Source organism: Paenibacillus sp. AR247 (genome assembly GCF_002968895.1).
Lineage (GTDB): Bacteria > Bacillota > Bacilli > Paenibacillales > Paenibacillaceae > Paenibacillus_AQ > Paenibacillus_AQ favisporus.
The window spans coordinates 44,516-59,119 of record NZ_PCZT01000004.1 but is presented as its reverse complement, the minus strand read 5'-3'; the positions used below and the strand labels follow the sequence as shown (position 1 = coordinate 59,119).

The 14,604-nt window shown below is 57.8% G+C and carries 16 protein-coding genes and 2 pseudogenes; 14 read left to right on the top strand and 4 right to left on the bottom strand.

Translation table 11 applies throughout. The features are described from left to right. Nucleotides 1–192: pseudogene (locus CPT76_RS03530) on the top strand (NAD-dependent epimerase/dehydratase family protein); the annotation flags it as partial. 125 nt (nucleotides 193–317) lie between these two features. Here the strand turns inward: CPT76_RS03530 and CPT76_RS03525 are convergent. The 3 genes from CPT76_RS03525 to CPT76_RS03515 are packed head-to-tail and all read right to left on the bottom strand — an operon-like array spanning nucleotide 318 to nucleotide 3,009. After that, on the bottom strand, nucleotides 318–1,049 hold the full coding sequence (locus CPT76_RS03525; RefSeq protein ID WP_105441943.1) for a TIGR03943 family putative permease subunit: 732 nt from the start codon (nucleotides 1,047–1,049) through the stop codon (nucleotides 318–320). Then, nucleotides 1,007–1,840: a permease gene (locus CPT76_RS03520; RefSeq protein ID WP_105441942.1), complete on the bottom strand. Its 834-nt coding sequence runs from the start codon at nucleotides 1,838–1,840 to the stop codon at nucleotides 1,007–1,009. The genes CPT76_RS03525 and CPT76_RS03520 overlap by 43 nt, the downstream gene beginning before the upstream one ends. A gap of 35 nt (nucleotides 1,841–1,875) precedes the next feature. Then, a complete protein-coding gene (locus tag CPT76_RS03515; protein WP_105441941.1) occupies nucleotides 1,876–3,009 on the bottom strand; it encodes a CobW family GTP-binding protein in 1,134 nt (377 codons plus the stop codon). Nucleotides 3,010–3,313: 304 nt separating this feature from the next. Between CPT76_RS03515 and CPT76_RS41850 the strand changes: the two are divergent. From CPT76_RS41850 to CPT76_RS03475, 10 genes and pseudogenes are all read left to right on the top strand, one after another. Then, nucleotides 3,314–3,768: pseudogene (locus CPT76_RS41850) on the top strand (ROK family protein). Continuing rightward, nucleotides 3,758–4,321 (top strand): ROK family protein, encoded by a 564-nt coding sequence (locus CPT76_RS38830; protein WP_374954598.1) that lies wholly within the window; start codon nucleotides 3,758–3,760, stop codon nucleotides 4,319–4,321. The pseudogene CPT76_RS41850 and the gene CPT76_RS38830 overlap by 11 nt, the downstream one beginning before the upstream one ends. Then, entirely contained in the window at nucleotides 4,294–4,968 is a 675-nt protein-coding gene (locus CPT76_RS03505; RefSeq protein ID WP_146116140.1) for a hypothetical protein, read from the top strand. The genes CPT76_RS38830 and CPT76_RS03505 overlap by 28 nt, the downstream gene beginning before the upstream one ends. A gap of 103 nt (nucleotides 4,969–5,071) precedes the next feature. Then, nucleotides 5,072–5,914, top strand: a complete 843-nt coding sequence (locus CPT76_RS03500) for a metallophosphoesterase family protein (protein ID WP_244364510.1) — start codon at nucleotides 5,072–5,074, stop codon at nucleotides 5,912–5,914. Nucleotides 5,915–5,958: 44 nt separating this feature from the next. Continuing rightward, nucleotides 5,959–6,555 carry a glycerol-3-phosphate responsive antiterminator gene (locus CPT76_RS03495; protein ID WP_244364508.1) on the top strand — a complete coding sequence of 199 codons (597 nt, stop codon included), beginning with the start codon at nucleotides 5,959–5,961 and terminating at the stop codon, nucleotides 6,553–6,555. A 219-nt stretch (nucleotides 6,556–6,774) separates the two neighbouring features. Beyond that, nucleotides 6,775–7,209, top strand: coding sequence for an extracellular solute-binding protein (locus CPT76_RS38825; RefSeq protein WP_258168049.1), 435 nt, complete (start codon nucleotides 6,775–6,777; stop codon nucleotides 7,207–7,209). A gap of 14 nt (nucleotides 7,210–7,223) precedes the next feature. Beyond that, complete coding sequence (locus CPT76_RS03490) at nucleotides 7,224–8,090, top strand: ABC transporter substrate-binding protein (protein WP_258168048.1); 867 nt, start codon at nucleotides 7,224–7,226, stop codon at nucleotides 8,088–8,090. Nucleotides 8,091–8,144: 54 nt separating this feature from the next. Further along, the gene (locus CPT76_RS03485) at nucleotides 8,145–9,227 is read left to right on the top strand and encodes an ABC transporter ATP-binding protein (protein WP_105441939.1); all 1,083 of its coding nucleotides are present in this window, start codon (nucleotides 8,145–8,147) and stop codon (nucleotides 9,225–9,227) included. Between the two features lies 1 nt (nucleotide 9,228). After that, nucleotides 9,229–10,101: a carbohydrate ABC transporter permease gene (locus tag CPT76_RS03480; protein ID WP_076175638.1), complete on the top strand. Its 873-nt coding sequence runs from the start codon at nucleotides 9,229–9,231 to the stop codon at nucleotides 10,099–10,101. A 105-nt stretch (nucleotides 10,102–10,206) separates the two neighbouring features. Further along, entirely contained in the window at nucleotides 10,207–11,067 is an 861-nt protein-coding gene (locus tag CPT76_RS03475) for a carbohydrate ABC transporter permease (protein ID WP_105442000.1), read from the top strand. Between the two features lie 200 nt (nucleotides 11,068–11,267). On the opposite strand, the gene CPT76_RS03470 is transcribed toward CPT76_RS03475, so the two are convergent. Beyond that, nucleotides 11,268–11,894 carry a DUF3298 and DUF4163 domain-containing protein gene (locus CPT76_RS03470; protein ID WP_105441938.1) on the bottom strand — a complete coding sequence of 209 codons (627 nt, stop codon included), beginning with the start codon at nucleotides 11,892–11,894 and terminating at the stop codon, nucleotides 11,268–11,270. Between the two features lie 271 nt (nucleotides 11,895–12,165). Here CPT76_RS03470 and CPT76_RS41200 point away from each other — a divergent pair, with 271 nt between their 5' ends. The 3 genes from CPT76_RS41200 to CPT76_RS03460 all read left to right on the top strand — a co-directional run. Beyond that, a complete protein-coding gene (locus tag CPT76_RS41200) occupies nucleotides 12,166–12,621 on the top strand; it encodes an RNA polymerase sigma factor (RefSeq protein ID WP_308737508.1) in 456 nt (151 codons plus the stop codon). Next, nucleotides 12,618–13,727 (top strand): DUF1835 domain-containing protein, encoded by a 1,110-nt coding sequence (locus CPT76_RS03465; protein WP_308737507.1) that lies wholly within the window; start codon nucleotides 12,618–12,620, stop codon nucleotides 13,725–13,727. The genes CPT76_RS41200 and CPT76_RS03465 overlap by 4 nt, the downstream gene beginning before the upstream one ends. Before the next feature lie 83 nt (nucleotides 13,728–13,810). Then, a partial coding sequence (locus CPT76_RS03460; protein WP_105441937.1) for an aminoglycoside phosphotransferase/kinase family protein occupies nucleotides 13,811–14,604 on the top strand: 794 nt, incomplete at its 3' end.

Here is a 14,604-nt window from a genome sequence, read left to right as displayed (position 1 = left end):
AACGTGGCCGCCGACGACTCCAGCATGGCGGTTCCGAGCCGCGAACTGCTGGCCGCCAGGTATCCCGGCGTGACGGACATCCGCGCGCCGCTGGCGGGGCATGAGACCCTGCTCAGCAACGAGAAGGCGAAGCGCCTGCTCGGCTGGCAGCCGCAGCACCGCTGGCGCGACGAGGTTGCGAAGCTTCGCTGAACGCAGGCCGCAAGCGCCTGCAGAAAGCATGGATGACAGAAATAGATACTCTTACGCAAACTCCAAACCAAGAAGACTCGGGCATCGTTCCGGAGTCTTCTGGTTTTTTTGTCGGTCATTTCCTGCTATTTTGCCTTGGCAGCGTCCTTCTGCAGTTCTTTCCAGGCGGCGACCGAGTCAGCGCTCGTATAGATGTAAGGGGTCTGGGGCTGGACAATTGGCGTGATTTGCGAAGCCTCGATCTCGATCAGATTCTTGCCCCCTTGGGACACGATCTTCAGTTTGCCCTGTACCTTGACCCAGGAATCGGCCGGCAGGGCCAGCTTCTGCTTGGGATCGACCATAATGCCGAAAGGGGTGGCGTCCGCCGTGCAGCACTGCACCAAAAAGCGGCTGACCGCGAAGGGGCCGCTCGCTCCGCCCGTCTGATCGCGATAGACGAAGCCGGATACGGCGATTTCCTTGCCTTCAAACTGCTCTTTGAACATCTCGATCGCCCCGAACGTTTCGGAGTAAATCGCCGGGTAGACCGGGATGACGGGCTGGGCGTACAGCAGTTTGGCGAGCTCGGCGAATTCCTTGGCATACGGATCGGAGGTCTCGAAGGTGACGGTCGTATCCCGATTTGTGGGGGCGCTGGTAATTGACTTGTTCGGCACCGTGGATGCGCTGGGAATAGCCTTCTCCGGCTCCATCGCGGAATAGGAGAGGGAGATGCCCTTCTTGGCGGCGGCGATGCTGCCGAGGGCCTTATCCGGCAGCAGAAACCCGAGCAGCAGCGGGAGTACGAACAGGCCGTACAGGCCGGTGCTTTTCATAAAGCCGGCGGGCAGGCGGTGATCGCAGTTGCACAGCACCTGGCTGCGTCCGGGGAGAGCGCAAAGGCGAGCCCCATCATGAACAGATACGAGCCCAGCGGATGGCCGCCGATGGCGGAGAGGCTTTCCCGGACCATAAACGTCTGAATGGCCGACGTCAGCAGGCAGCCGATGATCAAATATTTGCCCATGTCGAAAAACTCGTCCGACGTATGGACGAATACCGACGCCAGCCGGCCGCCACGTGCGGCATGGAGATGAGCATTCCCGCCGGTTTCCCGCTCTATCGACCATCTCACCGGCGATTTTTTTACCGTAACGTAGACGATGAGCCCGATCAGGAAAGAGACGGCGAAGGCCAGTCCCATCCGGGCGTATGCGAGATCCGGATGGCTGCGGAACGCCATGAAGGTGGCTCCGTAGACGACCGGATTGATGATCGGTCCGGATAAAATGAACACGATCGCGACATATACGGGCATGCCCTTATGAATGAGCCGGCGGACGAGCGGGATCATGCCGCACTCGCACACCGGGAAGATCACGCCGAGGAGACAGGCGAACAGGATGGCCGGAACCGGCTTCTTCGGAATCCAGCGCGACAGAACCTCGTCCGGCACAAACACTTGCAGCAGCGATGAGAGCAGCGCCCCGGCCAGAACGAACGGCAGCGCCTCCAGCAGAATGCCGACGAAGCTGGTTTTGAACGTGTCCATATAGACGTTATCCAGCAGCTCGATGCGCTCCGGCAGCCACAGGACGAGCAGGATGATCAGAAAGGCGGCGGGAAGAAGCAGCGGGACGATTTTAAAAGGGGAGAGGGTGGTCATGGCGGGATCAGCTCCTTCCACAGGAATAATGAAGCTTAACGAAACAGTTCAGACCAGCGTTCCTTCAGCCGCGCCTCGTTCAAATTCAGGCCGATCATGACGAGATACGGTGCGCCTGGGTAACGGGAGGTTTCCCAGAAGGTGTGCGTCCCGGCATACTGGACGAGCTGGACCGGTTCATGTCGGGCGAGCGCCACATGCCCCTTGGCACGAAGAAGCGCGTCTCCGCAATCACGAAAGAACGCCTCCAGCCGATCCCTGGACAGGGAAGCCTGGCTATGTTCTGCCGGGGGAAAGGTCAGCGTAATGGTGTTGACTTTGGAAAAAGAGGCCGTCTCGTCATGATGTTCATGCCCGACGTGGCCGCCATGCCCTTCATGCGCGTGGGCAGTGGCCGCAGATCCCGCACCGTGACCGTTATGGGCAAGGTGGTGAGCATGCGATGCGGCTGGGTCAACAGCTCCACCGAACCTGTGCTGCGCCTGGCTGCTCAGCGCCTCCTGCGCTGTGGTCTGTGCACCAGCCCAGACAGCAGATGCCTTGGACCCTTGGCGGCGGTCAATCCCTTCCAGCAGGCTGGACAGGTCAATCCGGCTATATTCTGTGTATACGATCGCAGCCTCGGGATTATGCTTACGGATCATGCTTTCGATCTTGCCGATCGTGCCCGGGGCGGCCAGGTCCTGCTTGTTGACTGCGACCAGATCGGCGCTTTCGATCTGCCTGCGCAGCGTGCGGACCAGCTCTTTGTCGGCGGAGAAGCGGCTGTTGAACTCCAGCACGTTCTCCGCGTCGAGCATCGTCACCGTATAATGGTGCCGTACCCGGCCGGCAAGCCCCGGCTCCAGAAGGGTGCGGCGGATTTCTTCGGGATCGGCTACGCCGGTGAGCTCGATGACGATGACGTCGGGCGACCGCTCCAGCAGGGTGGATAGACCCTGCGGCAGCTCGCTTTTCCGGCTGCAGCAGACGCATCCGTCCAGCAGCTTCTGCACCTGAACCCCCACTTGTTCCTCCAGAATCGTTCCATCCACATCCCGTTTGCCCAGCTCGTTCATCAGGATGCCGGGGGTCAGCCCCCGGGCCGAGCACTCCTTGAGCACGGACAGCAGCAGCGTCGTTTTGCCGCTTCCCAAAAATCCACTTAATATGATGACGGGCGTTACCATGTGCGATTCATCTCCTTTATCCTCGTTGTCGAATATAGAGCAGGCCCAGAGATACGGCCTGTACCAAGCGTGAATTTTTCTCCCATTTTATCTATACGTAAAGATTACGATTTAATGCCTATGAATATGGCGGTCCGGAAGGTGCTGATAGATTCAGAACCGCGGCGATTGATGCCATTACAGAGCAACCTGCTGAGGAGAAATCTGGAAAAGAATGCTATAGATCCATTCATATCCGGACCGAAGTCGTTTATGATAGGTTTATGTCAGCGACCAAGGATTTCCGGAGGAGGAAAAGGAAGGCATGAGCAAATTTGTCATTGGCATGGACCTCGGCGGAACCCGTATCAAATCCGCGGTATTTGACGCGGATGCCGGTTGGAGGATCGCCGCGGAAAGAATGGATGCCACCGAAGCGGACAAGGGGCCGGACCATGTGCTGAACCGGATGAAGCGGATCGTTCATGAACTGATGAAGGAAGCGGGAATCGGGCCGATGGACGTGAGCTGCATGGGGATGGGCATTCCGGGGCTCCTGGATCCGCGGGAAGGGCTGTCGATTCTGTCTCCCAACTTTCCGGAATGGGAAAATATCCACGTCGTAAACCGGATGCGGGAGGAGTTCGCTTTTCGGTTTTCATCGATAATGATGTTCGCGTCAACATGTACGGGGAGTGGCGGTTTGGCGCCGGCAGGGGCTGCAGGAACCTGATGCTCATTACTCTGGGAACCGGACTGGGCTCGGGGAATGATTTATGAGGGGAAGGTTGTCTACGGCACGTCTTCGAGCGCAGGCGAGATCGGCCACATGAACATGTACAGGGAAGGGCGGCCGTGCCGCTGCGGCAGTTCGGGCTGCCTCGGCCGCTACGTGTCCGCGGTGGGCATGGTCCGAACGTTTGCGGAAAAGCTGGCAGAAGGACGGAAGAGCGTCATTCAGGAATGGACGGGCAACGATAACTCGCAAATGACGGCACAGCTCATTTCGGACGCCTATGACCTGCAGGACGCGCTCGCTATTGAAGTCATGCATGAGACGGGAGAACTGCTTGGATATGGACTAGCGAACGCCATCAATTTGCTGAATCCCGAAATGATCATTGTAGGCGGCGGCATGGCCGCGGCCGGGGAGCGGCTTTTGCGCCCGGTGCGCGAGACGGTAGCCCGCCATGCGCTGCAGCTGTCCGCCGGTGTCTGCCGCATCGTGCAGGCCGAGCTTGGGGACAGGGCCGGGATGCTGGGCGCCGCCGTGTATGCAGATGGACGTTTGAAAGGAGGGAATTCATGGTCAGACAGTGGGCTAACAGGTTGATTATGCTGCTGGTGCTGGCTGCGGTCATCCTGGTCGTTATTTACGCCTTCGAGGGAAAGTTGTTCGGCCTTCAAGACAGGAAAGCGGAAGGGAGCCTGACGGTGGTGGAGGCGATTGAGAAGATCCGGGGCGAGGGATACGTGTCCTATATGATCGATGAGCGTCCGGTTGCTGACGGGGAGGTGGCTTTTTTCCTGCGGAAGACACCCAGCGGAGGATATACCATCGTTGCAGAATATGTAAAGAAAATCGAAAAAGGCTGGAGGTGGGGCTATGGGGGAAGCTTCGGAGCCTCCAACTATCACCCCGGGCTTTCCGACGCCGAGGCTCGGAAGGAGAGCTTTTTTGCCATGTACATGCCTGGGACAGAGGGCACGGAATTCGGCAGCTCTCCCTTTCCAATGTATTATGGCATCGCTCTGCATCCCGACATCAGCCGCATCGTGGTCAAGGACCCTACCGGCTATGAGAAGCAGGCGCAGATCATTCCCATCGAGCAAAACTTCAAATTGTTTTACGTGTTTTTGGATGCGTCACAGGGTACGAAGTTCGAAATTACGGGCTATGACCAGAGCGGAAACATCATTCGGCGGGTGACTCAGGACGAGGCGAACCCCAACAACACGGGGACGACACGAATCGATTAACCGTAATTTTACATAATCAGCCTTCCCAATTAACGGATCGGAAACAATCCATCGATAAGATGAAGGAGGAAAAATCCAATTCGAACAAGCCGGGAGGAGAGAAATGATGAGATTGGCGCTGTTGGGTGATTTGCATTACCACGAAATCGACGAGTCGGTACCGGGGCTGAAGGAAGCTCGGCGTGCATTCTATCAAACGGTGCTGGAGCAGTTTTTGGAGCAGGAAGCGGACCTGTATATTTCGCTGGGGGATCTCACCAACTTCGGCACGGCCTCCGAGCTTCGCGAAGTGTACGACCTGCTTCGCCGCCAGGACAAGACGTTCATACACGTACTGGGCAATCATGACTTGTATGCGCAGCGCAGAGCCGAGGTGCTGGAGATGACGGGCCAGGAGAGGTACCATGCCATCGACACGGATCAAGCGATGCTCGTGTTTCTCGACACGGCTAAGGAAATGGATTTTAAGGACTGGGGCGGCTGGCTCGATCCCGAGCAGCTCGGCTGGCTTGAGGAGCAGGTCGGACTGTCGGGCGACAAGCCGCTGCTCGTCTTCGGACATCACCCCGTATACAATACGACGGCGGGTTCGGAGAAGGATAAGGGCTCGATTCATCCCATCATCGACATGTGGAGCATTTTGAACCAAAAGCAGGGCATTGGCATCTATTTCAACGGCCATACGCATATGGACTCGATCGCCCATCGGCAGGACTGGTCGTTTGTGCAGCTGTCAGCCTGCCTGGATCAGCCGGGCTTCCGGATCGTCGATATCGCGGAGGACGCGATCCGCATCACACCGGTCGAAGTGATGGACCCGACGCTGCCGGATCACATGGCGCTCCTTCACCAGCATATGAAGCATTTCAGCCCGAATCCGGATGCCAGAGGGATGGAGGACGACCGGGCTCTGCTCGTCCCGCTGCCGATTGCGCCGCAAATCTGAATATAGAGTAATCACGACCTTCGTGAAAGGGAGGCTGTACACGCATGAATGACGTTATGACCCGGGAGCATTTTTTCAAAGGTCTCGCCAAGCATAAACGGATTGCCTCCATCAAAGACCCCCGCCACATTGAAATCGCCTTGAAGCACCGGGATGAGCTGAGCGGCGTCTTTCTGCTGATGGGCCATATCGGTGTCGCCAAAGGCTATGTGAACGTATTCCGGGAGCACGGTCTGCCAGTGTTCATGCATCTGGAAAAAATCGGCGGGCTCAGCACGGACCATTACGGCCTGGACTATTTGGCCAAGAGCATCCGCCCGGTCGGCATCATTTCGACCAAAACCAGCGTCATCAAAACCGCCAAAAAAATGGGGCTGCTCACGGTGCAGCGTTTCTTTCTCGTCGATAGCGAAGGGCTGGAGAACATCGCGAAGAGCCTGTCCCAGGCCGAGCCGGACATCATCGAGCTGATGCCTGCCCGCATTCCGGACATGATCCGCAGGGTGAAGAGCTTTACGGAAGTCCCGATCATCACCGGCGGCCTGCTGTATGAGCACAGCCACGCGCAGGAGTGCCTGGACCAGGGAGCGACGGCCATTTCCGCATCCCGTCCCGAGCTGTGGAGAAGAAAGATCATTTGATGTCCCGTTAATATTCCGCATAAACCGCGTTAATAGTTGTCCCTTATGATGAAATCGACAAGTAAATAGAACGGTTGGAGTTATGGAGAAACCTGATCTGTCGAGAGAGCGCTATGCCAGCGTTCCTGCTCGGCGGTATTCGGGTTTCTTTATTTTTTTGGCTGCAGCCGTCGTTGTACTGCAAACATAAACCAAATTCAAGGGTGGAGGAATCAATCGATGTTCAAGAAAAAGATCGCACTGCTTACGCTGTCTGCGGTAATGACGGGCATGCTGGCCGGATGCGGCGGCGGAGCCGAGAAGGCGGCCGGCAGCGAGACAGCGGAAGCGGCAGCGGCCAAGCCGGATAAAAAAATCGTCATCAAGTACTGGTACGCCTTCGGCGACAAGATCGAGGAAGCCAAGCAGCATATGGTCCAAACGTTCAATGAGTCCCAGGACAAGATCGAGGTGGTCGCCGAGCATCAGGGGAATTACGATGATCTTCATGCGAAGGTCCAGGCGGCTTTTGCGGCTGGGGACGCCCCGGCGGTCACGGATCTGGAAATTGCCTCCACGGGCGTGTTCGCCCATTCCGGCATGCTTGAAGACCTGACCTCATACGCCGAGAAGGACAAGGACCAGCTGAAGCTGGACGATTTTATCCCCGGATGATGGGGAACGCCTACGTGGACGACAAGCTGTACGGGCTGCCTTTTATGCGCAGTACTCCGATTATGTACAAGAACGTGACGATGCTGAAGGATGCCGGTCTCGATCCATCCGGGCCCAAAACGTGGGATGAGTTTGAGCAGTACTCCAAAGTGCTCAAGGAGAAAGGCAAGCTCGGCATGACGGTGCCGGTCGATATTTGGTTCTACGAGGCGCTGGTGGCCCAGAGCGGCGGCACGATGCTGAGCGAGGACGGCAAGAAGGCAACCTTCAACAACGCGGCCGGCGTGGCGCCGGTGGACTTCTGGAAGCGGCTGGTGAACGAAGGCCTGATCAAAATGCCGGTCGGCGACGAAGCCGGGGATACGGCGGACAAGGATTGGGCGAACCAAATTTCCGCGTTTAAGTTCGCCTCGACCGCCGGCGTGTCGCAAAGCCTGGAAATCGCCAAAGGCAACGGCTTTGAGCTGGAGACGGCCTTCATGCCGGCCAACAAGGATTACGGCGTGCCGACAGGCGGATGCCAGCTCGTCATGACGTCGAAGAGCAGCGCCGAGGAGAAGGCGGCGGCATGGGAATTCATGAAATGGATGACCTCCCAGGAAAACACGATTTACCAGCATAAGCATGTCGGATACCTGCCGACCCGCACGTCGGCGGTGGAAAGCGAGGAGCTCAAGGAGCATTTTACCCAGTATCCGCAGTATAAAGTCGCCGTCGACCAGCTGAAATACGCGAGACCGCGCCCGATGGAGAACGGATATCCGGAAGTCGCCAAGATCGTCCGCGATGCGATCCAGAAGGCGATTATCGATCCGAAGACGACGCCGCAGCAGGCGCTGGACGAAGCCGCGGCCAAGTCGGATAAGCTGCTTGGCAAATAAGCTTAGCACCTGTCAGGCAATGAGACAGACCCGCCAAACAAGGAGGCATTCGGCATGGCCCAAATCGAGCTGATCGGCATTTGCAAGAAATACAAGGAAGAAACCGTAATTCAGGACCTCAACCTGACGATCCGGGACGGTTCGTTTACCGTCCTGGTCGGGCCGTCCGGCTGCGGCAAATCGACGACGCTGCGCATGGTGGCCGGGCTGGAAAGACAGACCGCAGGAGATATTCTCATCGATGGCCAGCGCGTGAACGACACGCCGCCCGGCCTGCGGGACGTGGCGATGGTGTTCCAAAACTACGCGCTGTACCCGACCATGACAGTCCGGGGCAATATCGAGTTCGGCCTCAAAAACCGCGGCGTTTCCCGCAAGGAGCGGGAGCGCCTGATATCCGACATTTCGGAAATCGTCGGACTCGGGCCATACCTCGACAAGAAGCCGCAGAACCTCTCCGGCGGCCAGCGCCAGCGCGTGGCGCTCGCCCGGGCGATGGTGAAGCAGCCGAAGGTGTTTATCCTTGACGAACCGCTGTCCAACCTGGACGCGAAGCTGCGGAACCAGATGCGGACCGAGCTGATCCAGCTGCACGAACGCCTTGGCACAACCTTCGTCTACGTGACGCATGATCAGGTCGAGGCCATGTCCATGGGCGACGAGATCGTCGTCATGAACGAAGGGGCGGTCCAGCAGGCGGACTCGCCGATGAAGCTGTATGAGCAGCCCGCCAACCTGTTCACCGCCCAGTTTATCGGCACGCCGGCGATGAACATCATGAAGGTCGGCGACATCAAGGGGCTGCGCGTCCAGCCCGAGTCCGGAGCCTACCATGTGGGCTTCCGGCCGGAGCATGCACAGATCAATCCGGACGGACCGGTGGAAGGGCTTGTTCTCGAAGGAGACATCTTGACGCGGGAGAGCCTGGGGGCGGAGCACATCTATCAGATCCGTTCCAAGGCGGGAGCGTTCTTTGTCAAAACGTTTCTGAAGCCGCTGGTGACAGCGGAGCGCGTGCGCATCGCCGTACCGCACGGGCATCTCTATTATTTCAGCCTGAACGGCAGCCGGGTGCAGACGGCGGGCGCGGCGAACGAGGAGACCTCCTCGCAGCAGCTGATAGCAGGAGGGGTGTAGCATGACGGTCTGGGAACGGCTGCGCCCGTACAGCATGGTCGCGCCGGCAATTATCGTCTTTGCCATGTTTTTTATCTACCCGATTTTTTACATGATGTACTTAAGCCTGTTCGACTGGAACTTCGTCAGCCCGACAAAAACGTTCGTCGGCATCCAGAACTTCGTGGATCTGCTGTCGGAGCCGGATTTCCGCCAGGTGCTGTCGAACACGACCCTTTATACGGTGCTGACGGTTACGCTGACGACCGGACTCTCCCTGTTCATGGCGATCTGGCTGAACCGCAGCGGCTTCTTCTACGGCCTGGTACAGGGGGCGATCTTCAGCCCCCATATCATCTCGCTTGTATCGATTTCGCTCTTGTGGAGCTGGCTGATGGACCCCGAATACGGGCTCTTGAACTGGGTGATCGGCCTGTTCGGCTTCGGGAAGCTGGAATGGCTGTCCCATCCGAGCACCTCGCTGATCTCCCTGGTGATCGTGGCCGTGTGGAAAGGGCTCGGCTATAACACGCTCGTGTTTATCGCGGGACTGCAGAGCATCCCGCAGGATATTTACGAGGCAGCTTCCCTGGACCGCTCCAGGCCGTGGACAACGTTCACGCGGCTGATTCTGCCGATGCTGTCGCCGACGATCTTTTTCCTCGTCATCATCAATTTGATCGGGTCGTTCCAGGTGTTTGAAACGATCGCGATCATGACGCAGGGTGGCCCGGTCAACTCGACCAATACGCTGGTGTATTACATCTACGAGGCCGGCTTCCGCTTCTTCAAAATCGGGTATGCCTCAGCGGCCGGCGTCATCCTGCTGTTCATCGTCGGCATCCTGACCATCGTCTATTTCCGGCTGCTGTCCAGCCGTGTTCATTACCGTTAACCGGTAACGACTTCTGCTTCTATGATCTTAGAAAAGGGGGAAAACCGCGTGGAACCCGCAAACCGTGCCTTTGACGGGCATACCGTCGCCGTTCCCGGAGGACGCATGCTGGAAGCGCCTGGCAGACCTGCCCTTCTGCGCTCCGCGGCCGTCCTGCTGCTGAAGGCGCTGAACGTGGCGGCGCTGCTGCTGCTGGTCCTCATCTTTGCCATGCCGTTTGTCTGGATGCTCTCGACCTCCCTCAAAACGCTGCCGGAGACGATGATCTTCCCGCCGGAGTGGATTCCCCGGAATCCGGTATGGAGCAATTACGCCTCCGCGTGGCAAACCGGGCCGTTCCTGCATTACATCACGAACAGCGCCGTCATTTCGGTCAGCATTTTGCTGCTGCAGATGCTGACGATCATTCCGGCTGCGTACGCATTTGCCAGATACCGGTTTGTCGGCTCCGGCTTTCTGTTCAGCCTGGTCATGGTGACGCTCATGATCCCGACCCAGCTCATCTTTCTGCCGGTATATTTGGAGCTGAGCGCCTTCAAGCTGCTGAACACCCATCTCGGGCTGATCCTCCCGTTCGCGTCCAGCGCGTTCGGCATCTTCCTGCTCCGGCAGGCGTTCCGGCAGATCCCGGAGGAGCTGGTGGAGGCTTCCCGCCTGGATCAGGCCAAGGAATGGAAAATCATCGTCCGCATCATGGTGCCTATGGTGAAACCGGTGCTTGTGACGTTTGCCCTGTTCAGCTTCATCGCGCACTGGAACGATTATTTCTGGCCGCTCGTCATGACGACGAACGAAACGGCGCGAACGCTGCCGATCGGCATCGCCAAAATCCGCGAGGTCGAGGGCGGCGGCACCTGGAACATCCTGATGGCCGGCAACGTCATTTTGGTCGCGCCGATTCTGGCCGCCTTTTTCCTGGCGCAAAAGCATATTATTAAAGCGTTTGTGTACAACGGCGTCAAGTAAGAGGGATGCTGTGTGCCACATGTATCACAGTGACCATGAACGCAGGCTTACGTGTAAAAGAGCTGCTCCTTCGTCTATCGGACGATACGGAAGCGGCTCTTTGTATTTTCGGTGTATCCAACCTTTAGATATCGGGTGACTTTAGGCTGCGAAAATGGATCACGGCCGGCCGCTCAGCTCCTGTCACCTGGGGCGCTGCTTCACACGACATCTGCGGCAAGTATCGTAAGCGGGCCGTTTTCAGCGGCGATGTCCTGCAGATCATAGACCGAAATCGGGAACATCGGAATACCGACATAATAGGGTGTGATCGCGTACAATGGGTAAAAGAGCACCAACGCCTTGTCGGCGAGGTAGAAATCCTGGTTAGGCGCGACTGTGATGCTCCCCGCATCCAGTACCGGAAGATTCCGCTCCTGGACCTGCTTCTTGACGGCAGCGGTCAGGACCGCTTGGTAGGGGGAGCCCGGTTTGAATAGGCTGGACAAGGTGTAGGTATTCCCCGTTTGCATGGAAAAGGTCAATCCCTTGGCGATCGTGTATCCATGCGCCATCGGCGTGGAATAGGTGTAGTTGCTCAGCACCAGACTGAGAATGCTGCGCTCGTTCGTTTTGATCTCGAAATTTCCGGTCGTTTCCGGCTGGCTTCCCGTCTGGACCGCCTGCTGGGCGCGCTGCATGTCCTGGATCGTACGGATGATCGTGGAGTTGATTTTGTTTTCGGCCGTTTTGTCGGCGAGCCCGGTTACCTGCGGATAGTGGATCACCGTGCCGGGGGCCGTAAAGGTGACGGTATGGATGGTGACCGGCGGTACGTATTGAGGCATGCGGTTCGCTCCAATCGTTGAATGGTATACACCAGCCTATTCCTGGCCTGGGCGTTCGGTGACGGGAATGGAGCACGGGAGCTCACTTCCACCTGAGGTCAGCCGATCTAGTCGATATAATGTAAATACGAGAGCAGCAGTCACGCCGCGTTAAGGCGATTTTTCCGAACAGGTTCAGCATATTTAAAAAATATTCCGAGGCTCATGTAACCTTACGGATTTGATATTGCACTATAGGGTTGAAACCAAGATCAAAGGGAGGAGAGTGGGTGTGCGGCAGATCATTGAACAAGCCCGGCAGGGGGACGGGGATGCGCTAAACCGTCTCTTCCGGCAGTATTATGCGATGGCGCATACGGCCGCATACGGAAAGCTGCAGGATCACGATTTGGCGGAGGAAGCGGTGCAGGAGGCGTTTGCGGAAGCATTCGTCCACCTTAGCCGGCTGCAGCAAGCGGACGCCTTTCCGGGGTGGCTGCGGACGATTGTGCATCGCCAGTGCTATCGCTTGATTCGCAGAAAGCCGCAGACTTCCGCGCTGGAGGAAGGGGAAGTGACTGCACCCGACCAGCCGGATATCGGAGAGGTCGTGGCGCGGCAGGAGCTGTACCGGATGCTTCACGATTCGATCCAGGCCTTATCGCCCGGCATGCGGGAGGCGGTCCAGCTGTTTTATTTCACGGCTATAGTCTGCAGGAAATTTCGGAGTATGCGGCAACGCCGGTGACGACGCTCAAAAAGCGGCTGTTCGACGCACGCCGCAAGCTGAGGGGCACGCTGCCGGTCGCTGATTTCGCGCATGTATTCAAGCATTTACACGAAGGAGGAAAACGCATGCTGCATATTGTTAACGGCGATACGGTCGCCGAGACGCTCAAGCAGGGAGTCGTTCAGGGGGATATCCTCGTATGGCGCGAGGTATATTCGGAAGGCCCGGTGTTTCTGGAGCCGGCGGAATCGGAGAGCCGTGCGGTCCGCGCGGGATACCTTGAGAAAGACATGGGCATCCCGGCTGATGAATATATCCGGAACTGCGAAGAGCAGGAGCAAAAACTGGCCGGATTCCGGCAGTATGACGAAATCGTGCTGTGGTTCGAGCATGACCTGTTTGACCAAACGATGCTGTCTTATTTGCTGCACTGGTTTGGACGGCAGTCCCTTGGCGGGACGAAGCTGAATCTGCTCTGTATCGGAGATTATCCGGGAGTCGGCCTGTTCCGCGGACTCGGTCAGTTAACGGCCAGTCAGCTGAAGACGTTGTCCGGAACGTGGCATCATATCGGAGCGGAAGAGCTGAAGCTGGGGAGCAGGGTCTGGGAGGCATACACCTCACCTGATCCGATGAAGCTCCAGCAGCTATTGGAGGAGGATACCTCGGCGCTTCCGTTCGTGCGGGAGGCGTTTGAGCTGCACCTGTCCCGTTATCCTTCCGTTTATAACGGATTGGGGATCGTGGAGCAGATGACTTTGGAAAAGGTGAACGAAGGGATTCACTCGCCGCTGGACCTGTTCAGGCAGATCGGCGACCGGCTGCACGGGTTGGGCATGGGCGACCTGCAGTATTGGGATGCTCTGCGCAGCCTGTGTCAGGGCCCAAGTCCGCTGCTGACGCTGGAGGGGGCGGAAGCCTTTCCGGGCTATGCGGGACCTTCTCCGTCTTTCCGGGACAGCAAGGTCCAGATCACGGAATGGGGGGCCCGGGTTTTACGCGGGGAGGATTACCTGGAACGGTGCGGCATTGACCGGTGGTATGGAGGCGTTCATTTGAGCGGTGACCGTCCTGTGTGGCGTTGGGATCAGGATCGGAGAAAGCTGGTGAAATGCGGGGAGTAGGAACGGCCATCGGAGGCGAAATCCGGTCAAAATCATCGCTGCCATACAGTAAGATAGAAGGGTGAAGGGAGGTGAGAGAGGCCATGCTTTTGTCTAGGGAAATTCTGGAGTCGTTCGGGCTTCAAGGGGAGGCGGTTCCTCTCAAAGGCGGGCAAAATACATCGGTGAAGGTACAGGACGCGGTTCTCAAACCCTCGGAAAATGAACAGCATGACGAGTGGGTGCTTGGCATCATGCACGGTCTTCAGCCGCGCGGATACCGGGTATCCAGGCCGGTTCCGGCACGGAACGGGTCTTTTGTCAGCGATGGATGGACGTGCAGCCGGTTCGAGCCGGGCACGGAAGTACAAGGGGGTTTGGAACAAAAGCTTAAGGTCGCCCGGTTGTTCCACCGGGATCTGGCCAGCATTCCTTATGACGGGTTTTCGGAGCCGGACCATCCTTGGTCCCAGGGCCACCGGATCGCGTGGCAGATCGAAGGGCTCCCAGCCGGGTTCCCTTTCCCTGTGAGGGATTTCCTGGCGGGCCTGCTCGGAAAGGTCAAGAGAAGCGGGGAGTATCCCGTTCAGCTGATCCACGGCGATCTGGCCGGGAACATCCTGTTCGATGAGACCCTCGGTCCGCTGATCATCGACTTTTCCCCGACAGTTGCCCCGCAGGCGTATGCTGAAGCGATTCTTGTCTGCGACGGCATCGCCTGGCAGGGATGTCCGCTCTCAGATCTAGGTCTGCTGCCGGATGACAGCCACTACCGAGAAATGCTGTTACGGGCGGTCATCTTCCGCCTGTCGGTATCCGCGATATTTTGCGGGGAGGACACGGAGCGCTTTTTCACCGAAGTAGAAGCGTTTGGGCCCATCATCGAGCACCTTGCATC

Excerpts from the sequence above, each read along its gene's own strand:
- CPT76_RS03520 (WP_105441942.1), bottom strand. The coding sequence starts at position 1,840 with ATGACCACCCTCTCCCCTTTTAAAATCGTCCCGCTGCTTCTTCCCGCC.
- CPT76_RS03515 (WP_105441941.1), bottom strand. The coding sequence starts at position 3,009 with ATGGTAACGCCCGTCATCATATTAAGTGGATTTTTGGGAAGCGGCAAA.
- CPT76_RS38830 (WP_374954598.1), top strand. The coding sequence starts at position 3,758 with ATGATTTATGAGGGGAAGGTTGTCTACGGCACGTCTTCGAGCGCAGGC.
- CPT76_RS03505 (WP_146116140.1), top strand. The coding sequence starts at position 4,294 with ATGGTCAGACAGTGGGCTAACAGGTTGATTATGCTGCTGGTGCTGGCT.
- CPT76_RS03500 (WP_244364510.1), top strand. The coding sequence starts at position 5,072 with ATGATGAGATTGGCGCTGTTGGGTGATTTGCATTACCACGAAATCGAC.
- CPT76_RS03495 (WP_244364508.1), top strand. The coding sequence starts at position 5,959 with ATGAATGACGTTATGACCCGGGAGCATTTTTTCAAAGGTCTCGCCAAG.
- CPT76_RS38825 (WP_258168049.1), top strand. The coding sequence starts at position 6,775 with ATGTTCAAGAAAAAGATCGCACTGCTTACGCTGTCTGCGGTAATGACG.
- CPT76_RS03485 (WP_105441939.1), top strand. The coding sequence starts at position 8,145 with ATGGCCCAAATCGAGCTGATCGGCATTTGCAAGAAATACAAGGAAGAA.
- CPT76_RS03480 (WP_076175638.1), top strand. The coding sequence starts at position 9,229 with ATGACGGTCTGGGAACGGCTGCGCCCGTACAGCATGGTCGCGCCGGCA.
- CPT76_RS03475 (WP_105442000.1), top strand. The coding sequence starts at position 10,207 with ATGCTGGAAGCGCCTGGCAGACCTGCCCTTCTGCGCTCCGCGGCCGTC.
- CPT76_RS03470 (WP_105441938.1), bottom strand. The coding sequence starts at position 11,894 with ATGCCTCAATACGTACCGCCGGTCACCATCCATACCGTCACCTTTACG.